22 protein-coding genes are annotated in these 24,541 nt (G+C 65.9%); 9 read left to right on the top strand and 13 right to left on the bottom strand.

Going from position 1 to position 24,541, the window contains the following annotated elements; genetic code table 11:
• The 6 genes from ACZ1H8_RS20610 to dapA form a co-directional block, all read right to left on the bottom strand.
• On the bottom strand, positions 1–354 hold the full coding sequence (locus ACZ1H8_RS20610; protein WP_465179087.1) for a response regulator: 354 nt from the start codon (positions 352–354) through the stop codon (positions 1–3).
• 38 nt (positions 355–392) lie between these two features.
• Positions 393–2,786: a hybrid sensor histidine kinase/response regulator gene (locus tag ACZ1H8_RS20615; RefSeq protein WP_465179088.1), complete on the bottom strand. Its 2,394-nt coding sequence runs from the start codon at positions 2,784–2,786 to the stop codon at positions 393–395.
• Positions 2,787–2,915: 129 nt separating this feature from the next.
• On the bottom strand, positions 2,916–4,994 hold the full coding sequence (locus tag ACZ1H8_RS20620) for a M13 family metallopeptidase (RefSeq protein WP_465179089.1): 2,079 nt from the start codon (positions 4,992–4,994) through the stop codon (positions 2,916–2,918).
• A 104-nt stretch (positions 4,995–5,098) separates the two neighbouring features.
• Complete coding sequence (locus ACZ1H8_RS20625; RefSeq protein ID WP_465179090.1) at positions 5,099–5,683, bottom strand: DUF2062 domain-containing protein; 585 nt, start codon at positions 5,681–5,683, stop codon at positions 5,099–5,101.
• A complete protein-coding gene (gene smpB, locus ACZ1H8_RS20630; protein ID WP_110151688.1) occupies positions 5,649–6,131 on the bottom strand; it encodes an SsrA-binding protein SmpB in 483 nt (160 codons plus the stop codon). The genes ACZ1H8_RS20625 and smpB overlap by 35 nt, the downstream gene beginning before the upstream one ends.
• A gap of 118 nt (positions 6,132–6,249) precedes the next feature.
• Positions 6,250–7,131: a 4-hydroxy-tetrahydrodipicolinate synthase gene (gene dapA / locus ACZ1H8_RS20635; RefSeq protein ID WP_465179091.1), complete on the bottom strand. Its 882-nt coding sequence runs from the start codon at positions 7,129–7,131 to the stop codon at positions 6,250–6,252.
• Positions 7,132–7,202: 71 nt separating this feature from the next.
• Here dapA and ACZ1H8_RS20640 point away from each other — a divergent pair, with 71 nt between their 5' ends.
• The 6 genes from ACZ1H8_RS20640 (at position 7,203) to ACZ1H8_RS20665 (ending at position 13,168) form a co-directional block, all read left to right on the top strand.
• Complete coding sequence (locus tag ACZ1H8_RS20640) at positions 7,203–9,203, top strand: lytic transglycosylase domain-containing protein (protein ID WP_465181440.1); 2,001 nt, start codon at positions 7,203–7,205, stop codon at positions 9,201–9,203.
• Between the two features lie 44 nt (positions 9,204–9,247).
• Positions 9,248–9,724: a transcription elongation factor GreB gene (gene greB, locus ACZ1H8_RS20645; protein ID WP_465179092.1), complete on the top strand. Its 477-nt coding sequence runs from the start codon at positions 9,248–9,250 to the stop codon at positions 9,722–9,724.
• A 121-nt stretch (positions 9,725–9,845) separates the two neighbouring features.
• Complete coding sequence (locus tag ACZ1H8_RS20650) at positions 9,846–10,127, top strand: acylphosphatase (protein WP_465179093.1); 282 nt, start codon at positions 9,846–9,848, stop codon at positions 10,125–10,127.
• Between the two features lie 165 nt (positions 10,128–10,292).
• Positions 10,293–10,673, top strand: a complete 381-nt coding sequence (locus ACZ1H8_RS20655) for a DoxX family protein (RefSeq protein ID WP_465179094.1) — start codon at positions 10,293–10,295, stop codon at positions 10,671–10,673.
• A gap of 90 nt (positions 10,674–10,763) precedes the next feature.
• Positions 10,764–12,407, top strand: coding sequence for a M28 family peptidase (locus tag ACZ1H8_RS20660; protein WP_465179095.1), 1,644 nt, complete (start codon positions 10,764–10,766; stop codon positions 12,405–12,407).
• A gap of 56 nt (positions 12,408–12,463) precedes the next feature.
• Complete coding sequence (locus tag ACZ1H8_RS20665; RefSeq protein ID WP_465179097.1) at positions 12,464–13,168, top strand: DUF899 family protein; 705 nt, start codon at positions 12,464–12,466, stop codon at positions 13,166–13,168.
• A 7-nt stretch (positions 13,169–13,175) separates the two neighbouring features.
• Here the strand turns inward: ACZ1H8_RS20665 and ACZ1H8_RS20670 are convergent, their stop codons facing one another.
• The 3 genes from ACZ1H8_RS20670 to ACZ1H8_RS20680 form a co-directional block, all read right to left on the bottom strand.
• The gene (locus ACZ1H8_RS20670; RefSeq protein WP_465179098.1) at positions 13,176–14,168 is read right to left on the bottom strand and encodes a M28 family peptidase; all 993 of its coding nucleotides are present in this window, start codon (positions 14,166–14,168) and stop codon (positions 13,176–13,178) included.
• Between the two features lie 108 nt (positions 14,169–14,276).
• Positions 14,277–15,956, bottom strand: a complete 1,680-nt coding sequence (gene ettA / locus ACZ1H8_RS20675; RefSeq protein ID WP_110151695.1) for an energy-dependent translational throttle protein EttA — start codon at positions 15,954–15,956, stop codon at positions 14,277–14,279.
• 134 nt (positions 15,957–16,090) lie between these two features.
• Entirely contained in the window at positions 16,091–17,149 is a 1,059-nt protein-coding gene (locus ACZ1H8_RS20680; RefSeq protein WP_465179099.1) for a 50S ribosomal protein L11 methyltransferase, read from the bottom strand.
• Positions 17,150–17,232: 83 nt separating this feature from the next.
• Between ACZ1H8_RS20680 and ACZ1H8_RS20685 the strand changes: the two genes are divergently transcribed.
• The 3 genes from ACZ1H8_RS20685 (at position 17,233) to ACZ1H8_RS20695 (ending at position 19,470) form a co-directional block, all read left to right on the top strand.
• On the top strand, positions 17,233–18,600 hold the full coding sequence (locus tag ACZ1H8_RS20685) for a M20/M25/M40 family metallo-hydrolase (protein WP_465179100.1): 1,368 nt from the start codon (positions 17,233–17,235) through the stop codon (positions 18,598–18,600).
• Between the two features lie 201 nt (positions 18,601–18,801).
• Positions 18,802–19,032, top strand: a complete 231-nt coding sequence (locus ACZ1H8_RS20690; RefSeq protein ID WP_110151698.1) for a hypothetical protein — start codon at positions 18,802–18,804, stop codon at positions 19,030–19,032.
• Positions 19,033–19,257: 225 nt separating this feature from the next.
• Positions 19,258–19,470, top strand: a complete 213-nt coding sequence (locus ACZ1H8_RS20695) for a hypothetical protein (RefSeq protein ID WP_110151699.1) — start codon at positions 19,258–19,260, stop codon at positions 19,468–19,470.
• A gap of 211 nt (positions 19,471–19,681) precedes the next feature.
• On the opposite strand, the gene ACZ1H8_RS20700 is transcribed toward ACZ1H8_RS20695, so the two are convergent.
• The 4 genes from ACZ1H8_RS20700 to ACZ1H8_RS20715 are packed head-to-tail and all read right to left on the bottom strand — an operon-like array spanning position 19,682 to position 24,443.
• Complete coding sequence (locus ACZ1H8_RS20700; protein ID WP_465179101.1) at positions 19,682–22,183, bottom strand: ABC transporter permease; 2,502 nt, start codon at positions 22,181–22,183, stop codon at positions 19,682–19,684.
• Between the two features lie 36 nt (positions 22,184–22,219).
• Positions 22,220–22,900 (bottom strand): ABC transporter ATP-binding protein, encoded by a 681-nt coding sequence (locus ACZ1H8_RS20705; protein ID WP_465181441.1) that lies wholly within the window; start codon positions 22,898–22,900, stop codon positions 22,220–22,222.
• A gap of 11 nt (positions 22,901–22,911) precedes the next feature.
• Positions 22,912–24,231 (bottom strand): efflux RND transporter periplasmic adaptor subunit, encoded by a 1,320-nt coding sequence (locus tag ACZ1H8_RS20710; protein WP_465179102.1) that lies wholly within the window; start codon positions 24,229–24,231, stop codon positions 22,912–22,914.
• Complete coding sequence (locus ACZ1H8_RS20715; protein ID WP_146233644.1) at positions 24,228–24,443, bottom strand: hypothetical protein; 216 nt, start codon at positions 24,441–24,443, stop codon at positions 24,228–24,230. Before ACZ1H8_RS20715 ends, ACZ1H8_RS20710 begins: the two co-directional genes overlap by 4 nt.
• Positions 24,444–24,541: the final 98 nt, after the last annotated feature.

Here is a 24,541-nt window from a genome sequence, read left to right on the forward strand (position 1 = left end):
TCAGTTGAGCGCCTCGAGTGCCTTTTCGACCGCGTTCATCGTGAACGGCTTGCCGAGGACCGGCCGGCCCTTGTGCGCGTCCACCACCGTCTCACCGCTGCCGCCGGTCGCCAGGATGAACGGGATGCCGTCCGCCGCCAACCGGTCGGCGATCGGCCAGCTCTGTTCACCGCCGCGCAGGTTGACGTCCATGATCGCTGCATCGATGCCACCTTGGTCGATGAGGTCGAGCGCGCCCGAGACGCTGTCGGCAGTGCCGGCAACCTGACGGTCGAGCATCTCGAGGAAATCCTCGAGCATCATGGAAATAAGCGGTTCGTCTTCGACGATCAGGATGCGGTTGAGCACTGACATAGATGCCCGCCTTCGCAGATTGCCACGCCGAGGCCAAGCTATTTCGGTGCGAGAACGTCCCGCGCCGCTTCCGCAAGTTGCTGCACCGAAAAGGGTTTCGGCAGGAAGGCGACATTGTCCAGATCGATCGACCGGCGCAACTGTTCCTCGGCATAGCCCGACATGAACAGGATCGGCAGGTCGGGGTAGCGCTCGCGGACATGCCGGGCCATGGTCGGGCCGTCCATCGACGGCATCACCACGTCGGAGATCAGCAATTCGGGGCGCTCGACCTGATCGAGCAATTCCAGCGCGGCCTCGCCATTCTCCGCGGTCACGACGGTATAGCCCTGGCGGGTCAGGGCCCGCTCCGCGATTGCGCGGACCATGTCGTTATCCTCGACGAGCAGGATCGTTCCGCTGCCCCAGGTGTCGAGCGACCGCTCCTTTGCCGGCATCTGGGGCTTGGCCGATACCTTCTCGGTTGCGGTGTGGACTGGCAGGTAGATGACGAACTCGGCGCCGCCCGACGGCTGATTGCCGGCGAAGATGAACCCGCCGGACTGTTTGATGATGCCATAGACTGTCGACAGGCCGAGGCCCGTTCCCTTGCCCTTCTCCTTGGTGGTGAAGAACGGCTCGAAGATTTTGCCGATGATGTCTGGCGGGATGCCCGCCCCGGTGTCAGCGACGCGCAGCGACGTATAGTCGGCGACGGGCAGGAAATCCTCGTCCATCTGGCGCACTTGCGACGCCGCCACCGCCGCAGTCTCGATCGTCACGGTTCCGCCGCCGCGCTCATTCTGCGCCAGCATCGCGTCCCGTGCGTTCACCGCCAGATTGACGACCACCTGCTCCAGCTGGCCCGGGTCGGCCCGCACGGGCCCGAGATTGCGGCCGTGGCGGACCTCCAGATGGACGGTCTCGCCCAGCAGCCGCTTCAGCAGGTTCGATACTTCGGAAATCACGTCGGGCAGCTGCAGCACCTGAGGCCGCAATGTCTGCTGGCGTGAAAAGGCGAGCAACTGGCGCGTCAGGCTGGCGGCACGATTCGAATTGGCACGGATCTGCTGGATATCGTCATAGTCGCTGTCGCCCGGCGAATGGCGAGACATCATCAGGTCGCAGTGCCCGATGATCGCGGTCAGGATATTGTTGAAGTCGTGCGCGACGCCGCCGGCAAGCTGTCCCACAGCCTGCATCTTGCTCGCCTGCGCCACCTGACGCTTCAGTTTCCCTTCCTCGCCTGAATCCTTCAGGCTGATCAGCACCGCCGCGTCGCCCAGCCCTCGCGCGGCCGCAATCGTCAGCGCGACCGGCTCCTCGGGCGCATCGGTCAGGCGCACGGTCATCTCTGCCGACTGGGCGGCGCCGCCCGCGAAGCGACGCACCGCATCGGCCAGCGCCGACTTGTCCTCGCGCACGACCAGATCGCCGGGATAGAGCGGCGGATTGGAAGTGCTGATCCGCGTGGCGCGGACGAACGCCTCGTTCATATGCACGAAGCGCCCATCCCGGTCGATCAACGCCATGCCCGCAGGCAGGAGCGCGATCAGCGACCGGACGTGCGTTGCCGCATTTCCGCTGATCGCCGGCGCCGGAAGATTCTGAGGCTCCTCGTCCAGGATCGAGACGAGGATCGGCGCCTCCTCGCCGTCCAGAAAGGGAATCTGCAGGATTCGGATCGGCAATCCGGCGACGCCGTCGCGCTCGAAATGCACGCGACCGGTCGTGTCGGTCACGAGCAGTTTGGCGAAATCGCGTCCGACGACATTGGACTCCGCATTGCCGGTCGCGCGTGCGCGAAACACACGATTGGCGGCGCGGACCCGCCCATCCGGAGTGATCATCGCAAGCATGATCCCGCCGGCCCCCATCCGGTCGCCGGTCGGGCCCGACAGCAAGGTCTCCACCTGAGCCGCCAGGTCCAGTGCCTGGACCCCGATGAAGCGCCAGACCAATGTGTCCTCGCCCACCCGGGCGATCTGCGCCGTCACCGGCGCGCCGAACACCCGGATTCCAGCCATCCGCGCCTCGCCGTCGCGCCATGCGGCATGGCCCGCCTCGGTCAGCCGGGCATTGGCAATCTCGCCGATCGGCAAGTCGGGAGGCGTCGGAAATCCGGCGAAAAGGACTTCGTAGCGGTTGTTTGCGCAAACCAGGCGTCCGGCTCGGTCCGTCACCGCAAGCGCATCGTCAGACGCGGCGGCCAGCGCGTGGGCGACGGACCAGTCGATGATCGTCTCGGGTGTCTCGACGGTCTGGAACAGACGACGCGACGCGACCAGCACCCCCGCGGCAAGGATGCCCGCGGCGACGAAGCCGATCGCCACCGGCCGTTCGCCCAGGCTCAGCAGGATCACCGCCCCCGCGACGAACCCGGCCATCACCGCTGCCAGCAGGGGCAGCAGCGATCGCGACGGAGGGGGCGGAGTTGCGGGAAGGGTCGCCATGTCCCGGTGTTGAGACGGCGGGGCTTGGCGGTCAAGAGAGCGACGAAAATCTCGTTCGCTCGGGCGGTTCGGCCCTGCTCTCACCATGATCCCGCCCCCTTTCGACCGACGAAAGGGGGCGGCTATGGCTTACCAGATCCGGACGCGCTTGTCGGGCGTTAGGAACAGCTTCTGGCCGGCCTGGGGCTGGAACGCGCCGTACCAGGGATCCAGGTTGCGCACGACCGCAGCGCGCTGTTCCGACGGCGAATGCGGGTCGGTCAGCAGCCGCTGGCGCAGGTTCGGCTCGCGGTAATTGCGGCGCCAGACCTGGGCCCAGCCGAGATAGAAACGCTGGTCGGCGGTGAAGCCGTCGATCACCGGCGCCTCGGCCCCGTTGAGCGAAGCCTTGTATGCGTCATAGGCCACGGTCAGACCGGCCAGATCGGCGACATTCTCGCCCAGCGTCAGCGCACCCTGCACATGGAGGCCTGGCAGCGGCTCATAGGCGTCATATTGCGCCACCAACTGATCGGTCCGCTTCTTGAACGCGGCGACATCGGCCGGCGTCCACCAGTCGGTCAGGCGACCTTCGGCGTTATATTTGGCGCCCTGATCGTCGAAATGATGGCTCAGCTCGTGGCCGATCACCGCGCCGATCCCGCCATAATTGACCGCATCGTCGGCATTCGGATCGAAGAAGGGCGGCTGCAGGATCGCGGCGGGGAAGACGATCTCGACCATGCCGAAATTGGCATAGGCGTTCACTTCCATCGGGGTCATGCCCCATTCGGCGCGGTCCAGCGGCTTGCCCAGCTTGCCGACATTATAGTCGTGCGCCCAGTTGTTCGCCCGGACATTGTTGCCGAACGCGTCGCCCGGTACGATCCGCAGGCTCGAATAGTCGCGCCAGCGATCCGGATAGCCGATCTTCGGCGTGAAGGCCGCCAGCTTGGCATGTGCCTTCACCTTGGTCTCGGGCGCCATCCAGTCGAGCGCGTCGATCCGGCGGCCCATGGCGGCGATGACATTCTTCACCAGCTTGTCGGCCGCCGCCTTGGTTTCGGGCGGGAAATATTTCGCGACATAGACCTTGGAGACCTCGTCCTCGAGCGCATTCGAGGTGAAGTCGACGGCCCGCTTCCAGCGGACCTGCTGCTCGGGCGTGCCCGACAGGGTGGTACCGTAGAACGCGAACTGCTCCTTGTCGAACGCCGCGGGCAGCACGTCGGCAAAGCCGTCGATGCTGCGCACCAGCAACTGATCCTTCAGCACCGACAGCGGCGCCGAGCGGACCTGGGCCGCAATGCCCTTCACCGCGCTCGGCTGCGCCACGATCACCGTGTCGACCGGCGCCCCGATGCCCGCGAAATAGGCCTTGAAGTCGAAGCCCGGCGCGGTGCGGGTCAGGTCGGCCACGGTCATCTTGTTATAGGTCTTCGTCGCGTCGCGGCTGTCGACGCGCGTCCAGTGCGCCCGCGCGATCTTCGTCTCGTGATCGAGGATCGCCTTGGCCCGGGCGGCGGCATTCGGCTCGCCGGCCAGCGTCAGCACATTGGTCAGATGCTTGAGATAGGCGGCGCGCGTCTCGACCATCTTGGCGTCGGTCGACAGATAATAGTCGCGATCGGGCATGCCGAGGCCCGACTGATACAGGCTGAGCGCATAGACCTCCGGCTGCTTGTCGTCCTGACCGACATAGCTGCCGAACGGGGTCGGCACGCTGTTACGATCGGCCTGCGCCAGCAGCGCGGCATAGCCGGCCTTCGACGAGAGCCCCTTGATCTGGTTCAGCCAGGGCGCGATCGGCGTCAGCCCCTTGGCCTCGATCGTGGCGGTGTCGAGGAAGGCGGCATAGGCGGCGCCGATGTTCGAATTGGGATCGCCCTTCACCGCCTCGAGGATCTCGTGCGTGCGCGACTGGGACAGGTCGGCGAGCACGTTGAACGCGCCATAGTTGGACTTGTCCGCCGGGATCGGGGTGGTCTTCGCCCAGGTGCCGTTGGCGAAGTCATAGAAATTGTCGCCCGGTGCCGTGCTGCGGTTCATGCCCGCCTCGTCGAAGCCGAACGAACCGATCTGCGGCTTGGGGCGCATCGGCTCGGGCGCCGGGGGCGGGGTCACGACGTCGACCACCGGACCGGCAGTCTGTGCGGCCTGGTCGGTCGCGCACGAAGCGAGCATCAGCGAGCCCGCCAGAATGGAAGTGGAAAGCAGCGAAAGGCGCATTTGGGCATATCCCGTCAGAAATCTGGATGCGCCGTCTTACGCCACCATGACGGTTCGTCAATCGAGCGGGCCGGCGCTGCGTCCAGCCCTAAGCCGCAATGTTTCTAGGCTTTTTCCGCGCGGGCAAGCGCGCGCTTTTTCCACTTGCTGGCGATCCACCAGCGCCATGCCAACCGTGTGACGAAATAGCCGAGCACGGTCAGGACCGCGGTGACCGTCACCAGGCCTAGCAGCAGCGCGGGACCGGCATCGTTGAACAGCCAATCGAACCAGCCCTGCCCTTCGACCGGCGGCTTGCCCGATCCGCCGGCGCGCTGGCCCAGCATCAGGCTGCCGACCCAATAGGCGAACAGCCAGAGCGGCGGGGTGGTCAGCGGATTGGTGAAGAAGGTCGTCGCAGCCGCGGCAGGGATATTGGCGCGCAGCGGCAGCGCCAGCAGAGCCGATGCCGGAATCTGTCCCATCGGCACCAGGATGCCGGTGACCATGCCGAGCGCGACGCCCCGCGGCACCGACCTTCGGTTGAACCGCCACAGCGACGAATGGAGCAGCCGGTGCGCGAGCGGGCGCAGCCAGCGATTCTGTTCGATCGAGTCGCGGGTCGGTACGTTATTGTCGACCCAGCGCCGCAGACGGGATCGTGGATCGATCTCGTCAGCCACGATCGCGAAGGATCCGCTGCTGGTCACGCTTCCAGTCGCGTTCCTTGATCGTCTCGCGCTTGTCGTGGGTCTTCTTGCCCTTGGCCAGCGCGAGTTCCACCTTCGCCCGACCGCGACCATTGAAGTAGATCGACAGCGGGACGAGCGTCATGCCCTCACGCGCGACCGCGCCGTGCAGCTTGTTGATCTCGCGCTCGTGCAGCAGCAGCTTTCGCGGGCGCTTCGCCTCGTGATTGAAACGATTGCCGTGCGAAAATTCGGGGACGTTGGCGTTGATCAGCCACACGCCGCTGTCGTTGACCTCGGCATAGGCCTCCGCGATCGAGCCCTCGCCGAAGCGCAGCGACTTCACCTCGGTCCCGGTCAGCGCGATGCCGGCCTCATAGGTCTGCTCGATGAAATAGTCGAAACGCGCGCGCCGGTTCTCGGCGACGGTCTTTACCTTGTCGAATGTTGCGGGACGAGGACGGGCCATGGGAGGTGCGATGTAGGGAGGCGAAACGAAAAGGGAAAGCGCCGTCTTTATTTCGTCCGACAAGCCGGTCGATCGCAGGGGCTTGTCGCCCGTGCTCGGGCGACTCGTCGCTGCCCGGTCAGATCAGTCCGGCATGCGCCAGCGCCGCATCGACCGCGGCCCGGCTCGCCTCGCTCGCCGGCGTCATCGGCAGGCGCAATTCCTCCGGAAACCCGGGGCGGACCCGGCCCATCGCATATTTGACCGGCCCCGGCGACGCGTCGCTGAACATCGCGCCATGCAAGGGAAACAGCCGGTCCTGATAGCTCAGCGCCTTGGCATAGTCGCCCGCCGTCATCGCCGCCTGAAACTCGGCGCACAGTCGCGGCGCGACATTGGCGGTCACCGACACGCAGCCCACCCCGCCCATCGCGTTGAACGCCAGCGCGGTATCGTCATTGCCCGACAGCTGGACGAAGTCCGGCCCGCAGGCGGCGCGCTGTTCACTGACGCGGGCCAGATTGCCGGTCGCATCCTTCACCGCCGGAAACCTGCCCGGAAAGGCAGCGACGATCCGGCCCATGGTCGCGGGCTGGATATCGGTCACGGTCCGGCCGGGAACATTATAGAGCATGATCGGCAGATCGCTTGCCGCGGCGACCGCCTCGAAATGGCGGAAGATGCCTTCCTGGCTCGGACGGTTGTAATAGGGTGGCACCATGAGCACCGCGTCGGCGCCCGCTTCCCGCGCGGCGCGGACATTGGCGATCGCCACCTGGGTGTCGTTCGACCCCGCCCCCGCGATGACCGGCACCCGGCCCTTCGCCTGATCGACACAGACGCGGACCACCTCGAAATGCTCGTCCTTGGGCATGGTCGCGCTCTCGCCGGTCGTCCCGCACGGGATCAGCGCCGAGGATCCCTCGACAATCTGCCATTCAACCAGATCGCGATACGCCGACTCGTCGAAGCTGCCGTTACGGAACGGCGTGACGAGCGCAGGAATGGAGCCCGAGAACATGATCGCGAAAATGTCCCTTTTTCGAGAATTCAGGGGTGGCCAATAGGGCGGGATTCCGTATCATGTCCAGCATGCTTGCTCCCGTACTCAAGAGCGCAGCCCTGTTTGTAGGCGTATCCGCTCTCGCCGTCTCGTCGCAGATGATGTCAGGGCAACTTGCCTGGTATGAAGCCGCGCTCGCCGGAGAGCTGCCGAGCGCGCCATCCTATGTTCAGGCCGACCAGATCGCGCCAGCGCTCGATCAATGGCGCCGGCTTCAGCAATCGGACAATTGGCCCTTCGCCGAATATGCCAATTTCCTGCTCGCCCATCCCGGCTGGCCGGGCGAGACCAGCCGCCGTGCCGCGGCCGAGACGGTCCTTACCAGCGGCAGCGATTCACCGGGCCTTGCGGTTCGCTTCTTCCAGCGCTTTCCGCCGCTGACCGCCGCGGGCCGCGTCCGCTATGCCGAGGCACTTGCCGCCTCAGGCCGCCGCGCGGAAGCCGAGGAGCAGGCACGTCGCGCCTGGCGCGCCGGCACAATGCGCGCGGCCGACGAGGCCCGATTGCTCGGCGCCTTCTCCGGCGCGCTGTCGCCCCAGGATTACGACGCCCGCGCCGACATGCTGATCTGGCAGGGCCAGGCGGTCGCGGCGCAGCGGCTGCTCGGCATGGCATCACCCGGTCGGCGCCCGCTGCTCGAGGCGCGCATCGCCTATCGCACCAACGCCGCCGACGCGGCCGCCAAGGGTGCGGCAGTCGAGGCGGTCGGCCGCAGCGACCCCGGCTATATCGCCGATCGCGCGACCTGGTTGCGCGCCAATAATCAGGGCGTGGCCGCGCGATCCTATCTTGCCCAGCCGCGCCGCTTGTCCTCGCTGCCCGGCCATGTCGAGAAATGGTACGAAGTGTTGCTGACCGCCGCGCGGGGTGCGCAGGCCGACGGCCAGTATGACGTCGCCTATCGGATCGCCAGCCAGGTCGACGACGCCTATGCCCCCGGAACCGACGTCAGTGACAAGTCGCTGGGCGAGCGCGACGATTATACCAGCCTGACCTGGCTGGCCGGCACGGTCGCGTTGTACGATCTGCGCCGCCCGCAGGACGCGATCGGGATGTTCGATCGCTATGGCCGCGGTTCGAAGACGCCGCAGACCCGGTCGAAGGGCCTGTACTGGGCGGCCCGCGCCGCGGAAGCCGCCGGGCAGCAGGCAGCCGCCACCGGCTTCTACGAACGCGCCTCGGGCTTTCCCGACCTTTATTATGGCCAGCTCGCGCTCGAACGGCTCGGCCGGCCGCTCCGCGCGCCGGCGGTGCTGACCAATCGCGTCACCGACGCGGCAGTTCGCGATGCCTTCTACCGGCGCGAGACGGTGCGCGCCGCGCAATTTCTAGGCACGCTCAACCGCTATGACGAGCAGGGCCTGTTCATCCGTCAGATCGCCCGCGACGCGACCACCGATAACGACCATGTCCTGGCAGCCGAGCTCAGCCGCGCGATCGGCCGGCCCGACCTGGGCGTGATGGTCGGGCGCAGCGCGCTGGAGAATGGTCTGTCCGACTATACCGCCGCCGGCTACCCCTCGGTGAAAGTCCCCGCGACGCAGCAGGATTACTGGTCGATCATCCACGCGATCGCGCGCCAGGAAAGCCAGTTCGATCGCGCCGCGGTCAGCCATGCCGGCGCGCGCGGGCTGATGCAGCTGATGCCGGGCACCGCGCGCGAGACCGCGGGCAAGCTGGGCCTGGGCTATAATCGCGACGCGCTGACCGTCGATACCGATTACAATATCCAGCTTGGCTCCAGCTATTTCCAGCGCATGTTGTCGCTCTATGGCAGCTATCCGCTGGCGGTCGCGGCCTACAATGCCGGGCCCGGCAATGTGAACAAATGGCTGCGCGCCAATGGCGATCCGCGACAGTCGGGCGTCGATGTCGTCCGCTGGGTCGAGCAGATTCCGATCTTCGAGACCAAGAACTATGTCCAGCGCGTGCTCGAGAACGCGGTCGTCTATGACCTGATGAATCCGCAGCATGCGCGGAGCAAGGCGCCCGCCAATCTCAGCTGGTATCTCGGCAAGCGGCCGGGCTGATCGCCGGGCTTGAGCCCGCCGGTCGCCAGTCGCATAGCGGCGCGATGGATCGCCCCAATTACATCACGCCGGCCGGCTATGCCGCGCTGAAGAGTGAATATGATCAGCTGTTCGGCGACGAAAGGCCCAAGCTGGTCGACACGATCGCCTGGGCAGCAGGCAATGGCGACCGGTCGGAAAATGGCGACTATATCTATGGCCGCAAGCGGTTGCGCGAGATCGACCGCCGGCTCGGCTGGCTGTCACGGCGGATGAAGGCGGCGAAGGTCGTCGATCCGACGCGGCAGGAGGATCGCAGCCGCGTCTTCTTCGGCGCGACGGTCACGATCGCGGACGAGGACGACAATCACCGCACCCTGACCCTGGTCGGCGATGACGAGGCGGATGCCGGCGCCGGCCGGATCGGATGGAACTCGCCGCTGGCGCGCGCGCTGCGTGGCGCGTCGGTAGGCGACCTGCGCCGCGTTCAGCTACCCGCGGGCGAACGCGAATATGAGGTGATCGAGATCGCCTATTCCTGAAAAGCGGCGGGAAATGGCGCACTTGCGGCGAAACGACCAGATGCCGTGCTGCGCATTGCGAAGGTCATGCTAAGGGTCGCGCCGGGCCGGGGAGAGACCGGCTCGTGTGAGCGAGGGGACTATGGCGACACAGCGTATTTTCGTGTCGGGACGCGTACAGGGCGTGACCTATCGGGACTGGACCGTGCGGACGGCGAAGAAATTTGGCCTCACCGGCTGGGTCCGAAATCTGAGTGACGGACGGGTGGAGATCCTGGCCGATGGCGAGGAAGAGGCGATCGGTCAGCTGGTCGAAGCCTGCCGGGAGGGGCCAACCATGGCGCGCGTCGACAATGTGTCGGCGCTGCCCGACACCGACAAGCCGGTAAAGGGCTTCACCAAGCGGTTCACCGCTTCGGTCTGAGCCGTGCAATCGGGATCGCCTCCGTGCCGAATGCGCAGAGGCGATCCCGACAGGCTTGCACCTTGATCGCGATCATTGCGTCAACTTTCCGTTTCCCGGGCGTCGATTGACGATCGCCCGGCGTCATGAGACGTTCCGCTCCTGTCACGAACGGGAGTTCCCGCAATGCCCATTCCTGCTTCCTGGTCGCCGCTGCTGCTCAGCGTGCTGCGCATCGTCGCCGGCCTCGCCTTTCTTCAGCATGGCCTGTCGAAATTCTTCGGCATCCCGCCCTTCCCCATGCCGCTCAACCCGCTGCTCTACACAGCGGGAGCGATCGAACTGGTCGGCGGCGCGCTGCTGGTGCTCGGCCTGTTCACGCGGCCGGTGGCGTTTATCGCCTCGGGTATGTGCGCGGTCGGCTATTTCCTGGCCCATGCCGGCGGCGGCTTCTTTCCCGCGGCCAATGGCGGCGAGGCGATCCTGCTGTTCTGTTTCATCTTCCTCTATCTGGCAGCAGCCGGCGGCGGTTCGCTTTCGGTCGACGCTGCCCGCAAGCGCCCCTGAACCAGCGCCTCGCCATTTGACCCGGTGCGCCGCCCCGCGCTAGCGGTGGCGGCACATCGACGCGCAAGTGGCAGAGGAAACAGCGAAAACATGAATACCCACTCCTGGTCGGCATCGCTGGCGCGTCTGCTTCCCCTGCCCGTCATCGCGGCCCTGCTCGTGTCCGCCGGTCCGGCGACCAAGACCGACCCTGCGGCGCTGTCCGAGATGGTGCGCACCCTCGCCTCGCCGGAATTCGAGGGGCGCGGCCCCGGCACGGCGGGCGAGGAAAAGACCGTCGCCTGGCTGGTCGAGCGGTTCAAGGCACTGGGGCTCGAACCCGGCGGCGAGGATGGCGGCTTCACCCAGCGGGTGCCGATGGTCCACACCCGCATCGCGGGCGGCGCAACGGCCTTCGGCGGCGAAGCGGCCGAGCAATTCAAGTCGGTCAGCGTCACCACCGTCCGGCCCGCGCCGAAGGTCGCGATCGATGCGCCGATGGTGTTCGTCGGCTATGGCGTTCATGCGCCCGAGGCCGGCTGGGACGACTTCAAGGGCGTCGACCTGAAGGGCAAGGTTGCAGTCTTCCTGATCAACGATCCCGATTTCGAGGCGCAGCCGGGCGACGACGCCGCCGGCAAGTTCGGCGGTCGCCGCATGACCTATTATGGTCGCTGGACCTACAAGTTCGAGGAAGCGGCCCGGCGGGGCGCCGTCGCCGCGCTGATCGTCCATGACAGCGCCGGGGTCGGCTATGGCTGGTCGACGGTCACCGCCAATAACGGCGAATATTACGACATCGTCCGCGGCCCCGAGGATCGCAACCTGGCGCTTCAGGGCTGGATCGAACATGACGTCGCCGATGGTCTGTTCGCCCGCGCCGGGCTCGATCTTTCTCAGCTGCGCGCCAAGGCCCGCCAGGCCGATTTCCGCCCGGTCGAGCTGAAGAACATTCCCTTCCGCGCCGACCTGTCGGTCAAGGTCGACCGGATCGAGAGCCGGAATGTGATCGCCAAGCTGACCGGGTCGAAATATCCTCAGGAAACGGTGATGTTCGGCGCCCATTGGGATGCCTATGGCAAGGCCGCCGACGGCACGGTCCGTCCCGGTGCCAATGACGACGCGCTGGGCAGCGCCGGAGTCATCGACCTTGCGCGCCAGTTCAAGGCGGGCAAGCGGCCCGAGCGCACCCTGGTCTTCGCGCTGTGGACTGGCGAGGAGCGCGGCCTGCTCGGCTCCGAATATTATGGCGCGCACCCGCTCTATCCGCTGGAGACGACCGCCGCGAACCTGACGCTCGATATTCTCAACACCGGCGGGCTGTCGAAGAATGTCGTGCTCGTCGGCAACGGCAACTCCTCGCTCGATGCGATGCTGGCCGACGCCGCGCGGACGCAGGGGCGCGTCGTGACCCCCGAGACCTTCTCCGAGAAAGGCCTGTTCTTCCGCGCCGATCATTTCTCGGTCGCACGGCGCGGCGTCCCGTCGCTGCTGATCATGCAACTGGGCGGCGCACCCGATCTGGTCGAGGGAGGGCTGCCGGCCGGTCAGCGCTGGCTCGATGGCTATATGAAATGCTATCATCAGGCGTGCGATGCCTGGGCTGCGGGGTGGAACTTCGCGGCTGCCGCCCAGGACATCGACCTGTTCCACGCCATGGGTAGCCGGATCGCCAATTCGCGCGACTGGCCGACCTGGCGGCAGGGATTCGAGTTCGAGAAGATCCGGGAGGAAAGCGCGGCGCGCCGCCGCTGAGCGACAGGACGGCGGCACCTCGACACTTCCGGCCATGAGAGGATGGAGGGCGATCTGTGACCGAATCCCTGAAACCGGCGGAGATGCTGGCGGAAGCGCGCGTACCGACCTTCGCCAACGAGAGCGAGGCCTATGCGCGCGCGCGCCAGGCATTGCTGGCCGAGGAGATCGAACTGCGTCGCCACATGACGCGCGTCGTCGAGCAGCGCCGTGGGCTTCCCGACGGTCCGGTGATCGAGAAGCCCTATCGCTTCATCGACGCCAATGGCGACGAGCGCAGCCTGCTCGACCTGTTCGGCACGCATGACACACTGATCACCTATTTCTGGATGTACGGGCCGCAGCGCGAGCGGCCGTGCCCGATGTGCACCAACTGGCTGGGCGCGGTGAACGGCAATGCGGCGGACATCAAGCAGCGCGCGGCACTGAAGATCCTCGGCCGCTCGCCGGTCGCCCGCCAGATCGCCTTCGCGCAGGAACGCGGCTGGCGCGACCTCGACTTCCTCCAGACCGTCGGAGACGAGTATCCGGACGATCTGGGCGTCCTTCCCGGCGACGGCAGCGAATATCCCGCCCTCACCGTCTATCGCCGCGACGGCGACATTGTGCGCCTGTTCTGGGCGAGCGAGATGCGGATGGAGATGGCCGACCCCGGCCAGGATCCGCGCGACGCGCCCGATATCGCCAGCCTCTGGTCGATCCTCGACCTGACCCCAGAGGGCCGCGGGACCGACTGGTATCCCAAACTTCGCTACGACTAACGCCTGCTCAGCGCCAGCGACGGATGACCTGTTCCAGTCCAGTCACGACGCGCGCCAGTCGATCAGTATCGACCTTGTCCGGCATATCCTCGACGCTGTGATAATAGGGATAGCGGAACGGCGCGGTGTCGGTGATCATCAGTGCGGGAAAGCCGTTACGCTCGAATGCCCAGTGATCCGACCAGTCGATACACTGCACAAAGCCGGGCGCGGTCCCGCCGACGCTGGGAAAGCGCGCCACCTGCCGAAACGATCCGACCGCGCGCCGCACCAGCGGACGCGACGAGGTGGTACCCACGAACGCGATGAAATTGCCGGTGGCGGGATAGAGCAGGCTCAGCGGAAACGGGTAACGCTGGCTGCCGGGCCGATCGCTGTAGAAGCCCATTGTTTCCAGCGAGAACATGCCGGACACCGCCTCGCCGGAAGCCTTGAGTGCCCTGGCATAGACCAGGCTGCCCATTTCCTCGGTCTTGAAGAAGGGCGGCTCCTCATTCACGAACAGGACGAGCCTGATGCGAACGGGCGCCTTGCCCTTCAGGTCCGCCAGGCTGCGCGCCAGTTCGACGACGGCGGCGGTGCCGCTGCCATTGTCGTTCGCGCCGGGCGCTCCAGAGGCACTGTCGTAATGGGCGCCGACCACCAGGGTCGCGGCGTCGGCCCGAGCCGGCGCGATCACGACCTCCAGATTGCGCGCCCGACCGTTCAGGAAGGTCTGGCGCCGGACCTGATGCCCCATGCCGGAGAGGGTCGACTCCAAGTAGACCGCCGCACGCTCGAGCGCGTCCGGATGCGCCAGATTGTGCGGCTCGCGCCCGATCGCCTCGACGTGGCGCCGCAACCTTGTCGAAAGCTGGGCCTCCGACGGGCTCAGCCTGGCAAATGCGCCTCGATAGGAGGTGCCCGGAAACGACGTCATCCATAGCAGCGCCAGGATCGGAGCCGCGAACAGCCCGCACAGGATCGCCAGTGCAACAAGTCGCGTCCGCCAGCTGATCATCGCCGCCCCCACCCAGTGTCAGGAACAGGCTAGGCGATCCATAAGCCGTAGTCACCGGCATCTATCGGAGAAGCCCGATCCCGAGGGACAGGGCTTCTCCAATCGGTATCAGCGCGTGAGCTTCTTGTAGGACAATGCGGTCGGACGATCCGCGGCGTCGCCCAGGCGGCGGCGCTTGTCCTCTTCATAGGCTTCGAAATTGCCCTCGAACCATTCGACATGGCTATTGCCTTCGAAGGCGAGGATGTGGGTGGCGAGACGATCGAGGAAGAAGCGATCGTGGCTGATGACCACGGCGCAGCCCGCGAAATTCTCGATCGCCTCTTCCAGCGCGGCCAGCGTCTCGACGTCGAGATCGTTGGTCGGTTCGTCGAGCAGCAGCACGTTGCCGCCGCGCTTCAGCATCTTGGCGATGTGAACGCGGTTGCGCTCGCCGCCCGACAGCTTGCCGACGTTCTTCTGCTGGTCCTGACCCTTGAAGTTGAACGCGCCGACATAGGCGCGGGTCGACATGTCGTGGCCGTTGACCTTCACATAATCGAGCCCGTCCGAGATTTCCTCCCAGACATTCTTCGACTGGTCGAGATGGTCGCGGCTCTGGTCGACATAGCCAAGGCGGACGGTCGTGCCGATGTCGATCTCGCCCGCATCCGGCGTTTCCTGACCGGTCAGCAGCTTGAACAGCGTCGACTTGCCGGCGCCGTTCGGGCCGATGACGCCGACGATGCCGCCCGGCGGCAGCGAGAAGGACAGGTCCTCGAACAGCAGCTTCTCGCCATAGGCCTTGGTCAGGTTCTTGGCCTCGATCACCTTGCCGCCCAGGCGCTCGGGCACCTGGATGACGATCTGAGCCTTGCCCGGGGACCGGTTCTCCTGCGCTGCGACCAGCTGCTCGAACTTGGCGATACGCGCCTTCGACTTGGTCTGGCGGCCCTTTGGCCCCTGGCGGATCCACTCGAGTTCGTCGTTGATCGCCTTCTGGCGGCCGGACGCTTCGCGGTCCTCCTGCTGCAGGCGCTTCGACTTCTTTTCCAGATAGGTCGAGTAATTGCCCTCGTACGGGAAATACTTGCCGCGATCGATCTCGAGGATCCAGCCGACGACATTGTCGAGGAAATAACGGTCGTGGGTGATCATCAGCACCGCGCCGGCATATTCCTTCAGGTGGTTTTCCAGCCAGTTGACGCTTTCGGCGTCAAGATGGTTGGTCGGCTCGTCGAGCAGCAGGATCGACGGCTTCTGGATCAGAAGGCGGGTCAGCGCGATGCGGCGCTTTTCACCACCCGACAGATTGTCGACCGGCCAGTCCGACGGCGGACAGCGCAGCGCTTCCATCGCCACCTCGAGCTGGTTGTCGAGCGTCCAGCCATCGACTGCGTCGATCTTGGCCTGGAGATCGCCCATCTCCTCCATCAGCGCGTCGAAATCGGTGTCGTCCTTGGGATCGCCCATCTCGGCCGAGATCGCGTTGAAGCGGTCGAGCATGTCCGCGGTCTCGCGCGCGCCATCCTTGACGTTCTCCAGAACGGTCTTGGCCGGATCGAGCTGCGGCTCCTGCGGCAGATAGCCGACGGTGATGTTCTCACCCGGCCATGCCTCGCCGGTAAAATCCTTGTCGATGCCCGCCATTATCTTCATCAGGGTCGACTTGCCGGCGCCATTGGGGCCGACGATGCCGATCTTGGCACCCTGGTAGAATTGCAGGTTGATGTTGCTCAGCACCGGCTTCGGCGCGCCGGGGAAGGTTTTGGTCATGTCCTTCATGACGAAGGCGTATTGCGCTGCCACGGGCTAGCTCCGTTTTTCGGGAAAATTGTCTGCGGGAAAATCCGGCTGCGATGTAGCGACGAGCGAGCCGATTGGCAACGCGGCCGGGATGTCGTCCATCGTGCCGGGACCGGGCTCCGGCTCAGTTGCGCGGGTCAGGCGCGGTAGAGCTCGGTGTTGCGGCAATCATGCGTGCCGCGGACGCGGACCGGCTCGCCGGCTGCCGTTTCGACCGGCTCGGGAAAGGCGGTCACCATCGCCGACCAGGACGAGACCGATCTGGGACCCGGACGATTCTCGTAGATGCCCCCCTGCCCGTCCATGTCGAGCCGAAGCCACTGGATCACACCCGTCACCCGCCCGCCCAGCGACGGCAGGTTCATCACGCGCTCCGACGCCTCGTATCGCCGGCCGGAAAAGTCGAAGTCGAACAGGTCGATCGCCTCACTGCGCAGCGTGATCCCTGCTGCATTCGGCCGCGCCGTGCGCACGACGGGCGCCAGGCGGTTATAGGGCGACAGGTCGAAGCCCGCGACCTCGCCGAGCGGCTGGGACTGTTCGCGCTGATCGTCGACCAGCGCGATGCGCACCGCCCCCCGCGCCGGAATCACCGGCGCGCCGGGCTTCACCAGCCGACGCACCGCATCCTCATGCGCCGGAAGGACATGCTCGCTCAGCAGATTGTTGCTGATGATCTCCGACATCAGCAGGTCGGCGCGCTGGCCGCCCAGGTCGCGATCCAGGTCCAGCGCGTCCGACTGGACGTTCACCACACGGATCCGGTCGGCAAAGCCGTTGCGCGCAATGACCTCGCGCGCCGCGGCAGCGATCGACGGATTGCGCTCGCAGGTGATGACCTCCGCCGCGCCCGCACGCGCCGCCATCATCGCCAGGATCCCCGATCCGGTACCGATCTCGAGCACCCGCATGCCGGGCCTGACAAGTGTGCGCAGCGCCGCATCATAGGCTGCGCTGCGCGGCGAATCGCGCAGGATCACGAGATGCCAGTCGGGGACGCCGACACTCAGGAAGCGGCGGATCTCGGTCGCCAGCCCGGGATCGAGATCGCCCTGCGCAAGCAGGTCGCAGCACAGGTCGGTCGCGCGGACATCGTCGCCATGCGTGCGGAGGAGCGCGGCCACCCGGAAGATCGCCCGCGCATTGCCCTGCGCCTGGCGCAGAAAGGCATCGATCGTCTCGGGGCCCGGCTTCATGGTCGGGCTGTGCCATCGGCGGCGTGGGCGAACAAGCCGTTTGGCGGATTGGCAAAACCAGCGCGCAGCGATAGCCATGCGCGATGCGCACCTTCCTGCTCGCGGCGGTCGCCGCCCTCGCCCTGCCTCTCCCGGCCCTGGCCCAGACCTCGCCCGCCGAGCTGCGCGATGCAGCGCTCAAGGACGACATCGCCTGGGACATTACCGAAGGGCTTACTACCGAGATCGGACCGCGGCTCGCCGGCACGCCAGACGAGGCGCGTGCTCGCACCTGGGCGGTCGAAAAGCTGAAGGCGCTCGGTTTCCAGAATGTCCGGATCGAGCCCTTTCGTATGGCCGTGTGGGTGCGCGGCGAGGAAAAGGCCGAGATCCTGAGCCCCTTCCCCCAGCGGCTCGTGCTGACCGCACTCGGCAATTCCGGTTCGACAGGCACGCGCCCGCTCGAAGCGGAAATCGTCTATTTCCCGACCTTCGCTGACCTCCAGGCGGCGCCCGACGGCAGCCTGAAGGGCAAGATCGCCTTCGTCAGCCACGCGATGCACCGCACCCAGGACGGCTCTTCCTATGGTCCTTACGGCCAAGTTCGTCGCGCCGGACCGGCGGTCGCGGCGCGCAAGGGCGCTGCCGCGATCCTGATCCGCTCGATCGGGACCGACTATCACCGCAATCCCCATGCCGGCGGCACCAGCTGGTCCGAAGGGGTCAAGCCGATTCCCGCGGCGGCACTGTCGCTGCCCGATTCGGAACAGCTCGAACGCGTGCTGAAGCGCGGAAAACCGGTGACGATCCGCCTGACGCTGACCCCTAAGTTCGTCGGAGAACGCGACTCGGGCAATGTCATCGCTGAGGTACCGGGCAGCGATCCCAATGCCGGGATCGTGCTGATCGGCGGTCACCTAGACAGCTGGGACCTGGGCACGGGGGCAATCGACGACGCCTCGGGCGTCGCCATCACAACCGCCGCCGCCAAGCGCATCATGGACGCCGGTCAGCCGCGCCGCACGATTCGCGTCGTCTGGTTCGGTGCCGAGGAGGTCGGCGTCTTCGGCGGCCGCGCCTATGCCGAGGCGCACAAGGGCGAACGCCATGTCGCGGCGGCCGAGTCGGATTTCGGGGCCGACCGAATCTGGAAGTTCGACGTGAACCTGCCGGCGTCCGCTGCAGCGGTCGGCGATCGGCTCGCCACCGCGCTGTTCCCGCTGGGAATCACGCGCGGTCGCGACATTGCCGGCGACGGGGCCGATGTCGGTCCGATGATGCAGCGTGGTGTCGCGGCGATCGACCTGTCGCAGGACGGAAGCCGCTATTTCGACCTCCATCACACCCCTGACGATACGCTGGACAAGATCGATCCCGAGCAGCTCCGCCAGAACGTCGCCGCCTGGACTGCGATGCTGTCGATCGTCGCCAACGCGTCCGAGGAAATCGGGCCGGTGACGCCGCGCCCTTGACCTCGGCCTGACGTTACGGAACCTCAACGTCGACGAAGCGTTCGTGGCGGGTTGGCGGCTCAAATCGGGCAGAAATTTGTCCACAGCCTTGCGCTTGGATGAATTTGACATTGACCCCGTTGCGCGCTGCGGTATTCAATCCCCCGTCGCGCCGTAGGGTTACCGGGGGCGTGCACAGAATTTTGCATTGGGAGCAATCGAATGAAGAAGGTCCTTATCGTCGCCGCGGCGGCCGGTCTCGTCTCGCTCGCCGCCTGCAACGGCGGTTCGACCAACACTGCGGTCGATAACGCAATCGCGAACCAGGAAGCCAACGCGGAAATGTATGACGCGATGGGCGACAACGCGACCACGCCGGCTGCCGAGAATGCGTTCGAGAACGCCGAGGCCGCTGCCGAGAACGCTGCCGAAGCTCTCGAGAACAAGCAGTAAGTCTCTCTTCATCCCATGAAGGGATGGAGGTTTTGCATGGGGCGCCTTTCGGGGCGCCCCGTTTTGCAGTGCGGTATGAACTACCGGCGCATCCAATCCGAAACGGCCGCATTCCGGCCATCGAATTGCAATTGACGCAGGCGTAACGACCGTTATTGCACGAATTTCGCGACCGGCATTCGGGCCGCCGCGAAACTTTAAACGTTTCCATTGGGAGCAACCGAAATGAAGAAGGTCCTCATTGTTGCTGCTGCCGCCGGCCTGACCGCTCTCGCCGCCTGCACGCCGTCGAACACCAACAACACCACCGTCATCAACGACACCGATGTCGTCATCAACGACGTCCAGGTCGATGCCAACACCACCATGATGGCTGACAACGTGGTCGCCCCCGTCGAGGCGAATGTCGTCGAGATGAACTCGTCGAACGCGATGTAATTCGCACCCGGCGCGGGTCCGTGCCGGGATCGACAGCGAAAAGGGCGTCCCTCGCGGGGCGCCCTTTTTCTTTGCGGTCTATCGGCCACCGTGACCGACCGGGCACAGGGTGTCGCCCGGAACCGTCAGGGCAAGGCAGGCGCCCCATGCGGTTCCGGGCGACCGAGCCGGTGGCGGGGGACTGCACCTCCACCGGATCGTTGGCGATCGTCTATTCGTAGCGCAGCGCGTTGATCGGATTGGCCCGCGCGACGCGGATGGCATGTCCGGCGATGGTGCCGCCGGCAATGACCAGGGCCAGACCGCCGGCAAGGATGAAGGGCGCCGGCGTGAGGCTGATCCGGCCGTCGAACGTGTTCAACCAGTCACGCATCACCCACCAGGCGACCGGCCACGCGATCAGGTTGGCGATCACCACCGGCTTGGAGAATTGCCAGACCAGCAGCCGGACGATGTCGATCGTTCGGGCCCCCAGCACCTTGCGCATCCCGATCTCCTTGGTCCGACGCTCGGCGGTGAATGCGGCCAGTCCGAACAGGCCGAGACAGGCAACGACGACCGCAAGCAATGCAAACCCGGCAAAGGTCTTCGCCCGTGCATCCTCGGCCGCATAGAGCCGGCCGATCACATCCTCGCTATACTCCGCCTGGAACGGAACGTCGGGCGCGATGCTGAGCCAGGCCTGCTCGACCGCGCGGCGCACCGCCGGCGCATCGCCGTCGAAGCGTACCAGCATGTGCGACTCCCGCTCGCTGGCCGCGTAGAAGAGCATCGGATCCAGCGGGGTGCGCACCGATCGGAAGCGCGCATCCTTCACGACGCCGATGATCCGCACGGGCATCATCCCGACACGGTCGTCGAGCAGCCCGACCTGGAGCGGCTTGCCCACGGCATCTTCGGGCTTGGCGAAGCCCAGCCGCCGTGCCGCCATCTCGTTGATCACGACCACGCCGCCGCGCGCCTGCGCCTTTCTTTCCGCGTCCAGATCGCCGGGGGGATAGGGCAGATCGATCAGATCGGCCTCGCGATCCTGCGCGAACCAGCGACCCGTGACCATCGACAGGCCCATCGCGTCCTTCAGTCCGGCGCTGACCGGATAATAGTTGATCGTCGCCGGCTGGGGGTTGCCCGGGACGAGAACATTGGTGTTGCTGTTGTTCGGGGTGGAGATGCCGATGCCGGTGCGACCGACGGCGGTGACGCCCGGAATCCGCCGCACGCGGTCCTCGATCGCCTTGCCGCGGGTCAGCATCGAATAGCGGTCGAGCCCGGACACCTGCAGCAAATGGTCCCGCTTAAACCCGGGGTCCACCGAGCGCGCATAGACCGTCTGACTGTAGATGACGGCAGTGCACACGATCAGGCCGATCGACACCGCAAACTGGCCGACGACCAATATGGTGCGCAGCCGCCCTGCCCCCGCGGTTTCGGCCGCCGACTTGTTGGCGCGCAGCACCTGCGCCGGCTGATAGCGCGACAGGAAGAAGGCCGGATACAGCCCGCTCAACACCCCGACGACCAGCATCAGAGCCAGGACCGGGAGGATGATACCATCCGCACCGAAATAGGACACCCGCATGTCGGCGTTCAGGAAATTGGCGAGCGCCGGCATCGTCAGTTCGACCAGGGCGAGTGCGATCAGCATCGCCAGTGCCGAAATCAGGATCGATTCGGCGATGAACTGCAGGACCAACTGGCCCCTAGTCGCGCCCAGAACCTTTCTAAGCGCGACCTCACGCGCACGCTGGCTGGCCCGCGCCGTGGCCAGATTGGTGAAGTTGACGATCGCCATGCCCAGGATCAGCAACGCGATCACGGCAAAAGTCAGGATCGTGCCGCGATCGTTGCCGGGCGTCATCGCCCCGCCCTGCGCCGTGCCGAGATGGATGTCGCGCGCATTCACCAGCACGAAGTCCTGATCGTCGCCGGGATTGTAGCGCATCGTGCCCGATGTCTGATCGGGGATGTTGCGCTTTTCCCACGCCGCCATTTGCGACTGCATTGCCGCGACATCGGCACCGGGCTTCAGCTTCATCCAGATATAGCCGCCCTGGCATCCCCAGCATTGCATCATGCTCTGATCGTCGCCGAGATAGCTGGGCAGATCGAGCCGGGTGATCGCGTTCAGGCCGAGATGGGAGTATTTGGGCAGGTCGCGGAACACGCCGGTGATGCGCAGATCCCGCTTTTGGCCCCGAGCGACGATCGTCAGCGTCCGGCCGACAACGTCTTCGGTTCCGAAGCGACGCGTCGCTTCGGCCTGGCTCAGGATCACGGCATTGGGCTGGTTAAGCGCCCGCCGATCGCCGCGAACCAGCGGCAGATCGAGCACCTTCAACAGGTCGTCATTCGCGATCATGAACCGTTCCGACCGGCTCGGAACGCCGTCCTTCAGCACGACCGGATTGGCGATCATGCCATAGACCCACGCCTCGACCTCGGGGAAATCCTTCTTCATCGCGGGCCCCGCGGCATAGGGGGCCATCTGCAATTCGGGGTCGCCCCCGGTGCCAAGATTCTTGTACCAGCTCTGGATCTGGTAGACATTCTCGCCGCCATTCAGCCACTTGTCGTAGCTGAACTCGTATCGCACGAAGAGCAGGATCATCAGGCAGGCGGCCATGCCGATCGCCAGACCCAGGATATTGATCAACGCATAGGTACGATGCTTCAGCAGCGCCCGCACGCCGACCGTCAGATAGTTGCGCCACATAAAGCGTCTCCTCCCTCAATCCGAACGACGCGTGCCTCAGGCGGCGCGTCGGCGCTCCTGCAGGATCCGGCCGTCCAGCATGTTGACGACGCGCGTCGCGTAATCGGCATGCGCCGGCGAGTGGGTGACCATCACGATCGTCGACCCCTCGGCATTCAGCTGCTGGATCATCCGCATGACCTCCTCGCCATGCTGGGTGTCGAGATTGCCGGTCGGCTCGTCGGCCAGGATCAGCCTGGGGCTGGCGACCAGCGCCCGGGCGACCGCGACGCGCTGCTGCTGTCCGCCCGACAGCTGGCTCGGCCGGTGCCGGGCGCGGTGCGCGATGCCGACGCGGTCCATCACTTCCTCGGCCCGCCGGCGGCGCTCCGCCGCCGAGACCGCGTGGTAGAGCAGCGCCAGCTCGACATTCTCCTGGACCGACAGCTCGTCGACCAAATTGAAGCTCTGGAAGATGAAGCCGATATTCGCCTTGCGCGTCTCGGCCAGCCTGGCCTCGCCCAGCCCGGCCACTTCCTGCCCGTTGAACAGATAGGAGCCGCTGCTTGGGCTATCGAGCATGCCGATCAGGTTGAGCAGCGTCGACTTGCCGCAGCCCGACGGGCCCATGATCGCCACGAATTCGCCCTGGGCGATGTCGAGGTCGATCCCATCGAGCGCCGTCGTCTCGACCATGTCCGTGCGGTAGACCCGCGCGAGCTTTCGCATCTGAAGCATCATTGATCCTTTCATTGGGCCTGCAGGTCGAGCCGATCCTTGTCGGCGAAACCGGTATAGGGGCTGGTGATGACGCGTTCGCCGGGATCGAGCCCTTCGAGCACCTCGATAAAGTCACTGTTGCGCCGGCCGAGACGGACCTGCCGCTTCACCGCGCTGCGCCCGTCGGCGGCGACGACGAACACCCAGGCGCCACCCGTCTCGCTGTAGAAGGCGCCATTGGGGATCAGCCGCGCCCGGGCGGAGTCGCCGAGCGTGAGCCTGGCCTGAAGCGACTGACCGCGCTGGATGTCCTTCGGCTCCTCGCCGACGAACTGCAGATCGACCTCGAACTGGCCGTTCTGCACCTGCGGATAGATTTTCGTCACGCGCGCGTCGTAGCGATGGCTGCCCATCTCGATGGTCGCCTTCTGCTGCAGCCGCACGCGCCCGAGATAGAATTCGTCGACCCCGGCAATAAGCTTGTTGCGGCCCGGGCTGTCGATCTGACCGACCCGCTCACCCCGGCGCAGCGACTGGCCGACCTGGACGGAGAAGCCCGACAACTGGCCTGCCACCGGCGCGCGCAGCTGCAGTGCATCCAGATTGGCGCGGGCGATCGCCAGCCCCGACTGCATCGACCTGGCCGCCTGCTGCTGTTGCGACAATTGCCCCGCCTGCAGCCGCTCGTCGGTCGACTGGCTCCGGCGCAGCACCGCCAGCCGGCGCGTCTGGTAGCGATATTCGTCCTCGGTATCGGCAAACTGGCGGCCGGAGACGAAGCCACGCTCGGCCAGCGGCTTCTCGCGTTCATATTGCCGGCGCGACCGCTGCAGCGCGAGTTCGGCCTCTAGCACCGCGCGCTCGTTCCCCAGCCGGGTCTGCGACAATGCCAGTTCCTGGCTGCGCATATTGTTGATCTGCTGCTCGACCTCGGTCTGGCGTGCCAGCGTCGACAGCTGGAGTTCGGCGTTGGAGAGCAAGGCGATCGGCTGTCCCTCGCTCACCGTCGCCCCGTCCTCGACCAGCATCTTCTCGACCCGGCCGCCCTCGACCGCGTCGATATAGACAGTCAGCAGCGGCGTGACGCGCGCGCGCAGCGGCAGATAATCGTCGAACGTGCCGTTGCGCACTTCGGAAATTGTCAGCCGGCTCGCATCGATCGTCTGACTTCCGCCGCGCGGCGCGAACCAGATGAACGCCGCAACCACCAGCATCAGGGCGGCAATGCCAGCCGCGATCTTGTAGCGTTTCGGGATCGTCCGCCGCGCAACCACCCGGTCCATGCCGCTGCCGCTCACTGCCGCGCTCGCCTCGGCTTCCTTCGCGCGATTGAGCTTGAGCACGCTCATGCCGCGGCCTTTGTGTCCGCTTCCGGACAGTCGCGTCCGATATCGAACGCCAGCGTGACGAACGCCGCGCGAAGCTCCACCGACATCCCGCCCGGCTGCATGGCCAGCGTCAGCCCGCTCTCCTGGGCACCGAACGAGACCGCGGCGGTCAGCGCGGCGGCGAGCACCAGCACCGTCCTTCCCCAGTTCGTCATCGTCGGCTTGTCGCGCATCGTCATCCTCCAGCCTTTGCTGTCGAGAGGTGTTTTGCAGGACCCGTGCCAATTGCGATCGGCGCCGTCGCCCCCAGCATCGGACTGATCTGGCATGC

The sequence above is a fragment of the Sphingomonas sp. BL-S-25 genome (assembly GCF_055521555.1).

What these genes read in the sequence shown, in the direction of transcription:
- ACZ1H8_RS20700 (WP_465179101.1), bottom strand. Translation starts at nt 22,183, where the DNA reads ATGTGGCGCAACTATCTGACGGTCGGCGTGCGGGCGCTGCTGAAGCAT.
- ACZ1H8_RS20610 (WP_465179087.1), bottom strand. Translation starts at nt 354, where the DNA reads ATGTCAGTGCTCAACCGCATCCTGATCGTCGAAGACGAACCGCTTATT.
- ACZ1H8_RS20690 (WP_110151698.1), top strand. Translation starts at nt 18,802, where the DNA reads ATGAAGAAGGTCCTTATCGTCGCCGCGGCGGCCGGTCTCGTCTCGCTC.
- ACZ1H8_RS20710 (WP_465179102.1), bottom strand. Translation starts at nt 24,231, where the DNA reads ATGAGCGTGCTCAAGCTCAATCGCGCGAAGGAAGCCGAGGCGAGCGCG.
- ACZ1H8_RS20715 (WP_146233644.1), bottom strand. Translation starts at nt 24,443, where the DNA reads ATGCGCGACAAGCCGACGATGACGAACTGGGGAAGGACGGTGCTGGTG.
- greB (WP_465179092.1), top strand. Translation starts at nt 9,248, where the DNA reads ATGGATCGCCCCAATTACATCACGCCGGCCGGCTATGCCGCGCTGAAG.
- ACZ1H8_RS20685 (WP_465179100.1), top strand. Translation starts at nt 17,233, where the DNA reads ATGCGCACCTTCCTGCTCGCGGCGGTCGCCGCCCTCGCCCTGCCTCTC.
- ACZ1H8_RS20655 (WP_465179094.1), top strand. Translation starts at nt 10,293, where the DNA reads ATGCCCATTCCTGCTTCCTGGTCGCCGCTGCTGCTCAGCGTGCTGCGC.
- ACZ1H8_RS20640 (WP_465181440.1), top strand. Translation starts at nt 7,203, where the DNA reads ATGCTTGCTCCCGTACTCAAGAGCGCAGCCCTGTTTGTAGGCGTATCC.
- ACZ1H8_RS20705 (WP_465181441.1), bottom strand. Translation starts at nt 22,900, where the DNA reads ATGCTTCAGATGCGAAAGCTCGCGCGGGTCTACCGCACGGACATGGTC.
- ACZ1H8_RS20670 (WP_465179098.1), bottom strand. Translation starts at nt 14,168, where the DNA reads ATGATCAGCTGGCGGACGCGACTTGTTGCACTGGCGATCCTGTGCGGG.
- dapA (WP_465179091.1), bottom strand. Translation starts at nt 7,131, where the DNA reads ATGTTCTCGGGCTCCATTCCTGCGCTCGTCACGCCGTTCCGTAACGGC.
- ACZ1H8_RS20660 (WP_465179095.1), top strand. Translation starts at nt 10,764, where the DNA reads ATGAATACCCACTCCTGGTCGGCATCGCTGGCGCGTCTGCTTCCCCTG.
- ACZ1H8_RS20620 (WP_465179089.1), bottom strand. Translation starts at nt 4,994, where the DNA reads ATGCGCCTTTCGCTGCTTTCCACTTCCATTCTGGCGGGCTCGCTGATG.
- ACZ1H8_RS20650 (WP_465179093.1), top strand. Translation starts at nt 9,846, where the DNA reads ATGGCGACACAGCGTATTTTCGTGTCGGGACGCGTACAGGGCGTGACC.
- ACZ1H8_RS20680 (WP_465179099.1), bottom strand. Translation starts at nt 17,149, where the DNA reads ATGAAGCCGGGCCCCGAGACGATCGATGCCTTTCTGCGCCAGGCGCAG.
- smpB (WP_110151688.1), bottom strand. Translation starts at nt 6,131, where the DNA reads ATGGCCCGTCCTCGTCCCGCAACATTCGACAAGGTAAAGACCGTCGCC.
- ACZ1H8_RS20615 (WP_465179088.1), bottom strand. Translation starts at nt 2,786, where the DNA reads ATGGCGACCCTTCCCGCAACTCCGCCCCCTCCGTCGCGATCGCTGCTG.
- ACZ1H8_RS20695 (WP_110151699.1), top strand. Translation starts at nt 19,258, where the DNA reads ATGAAGAAGGTCCTCATTGTTGCTGCTGCCGCCGGCCTGACCGCTCTC.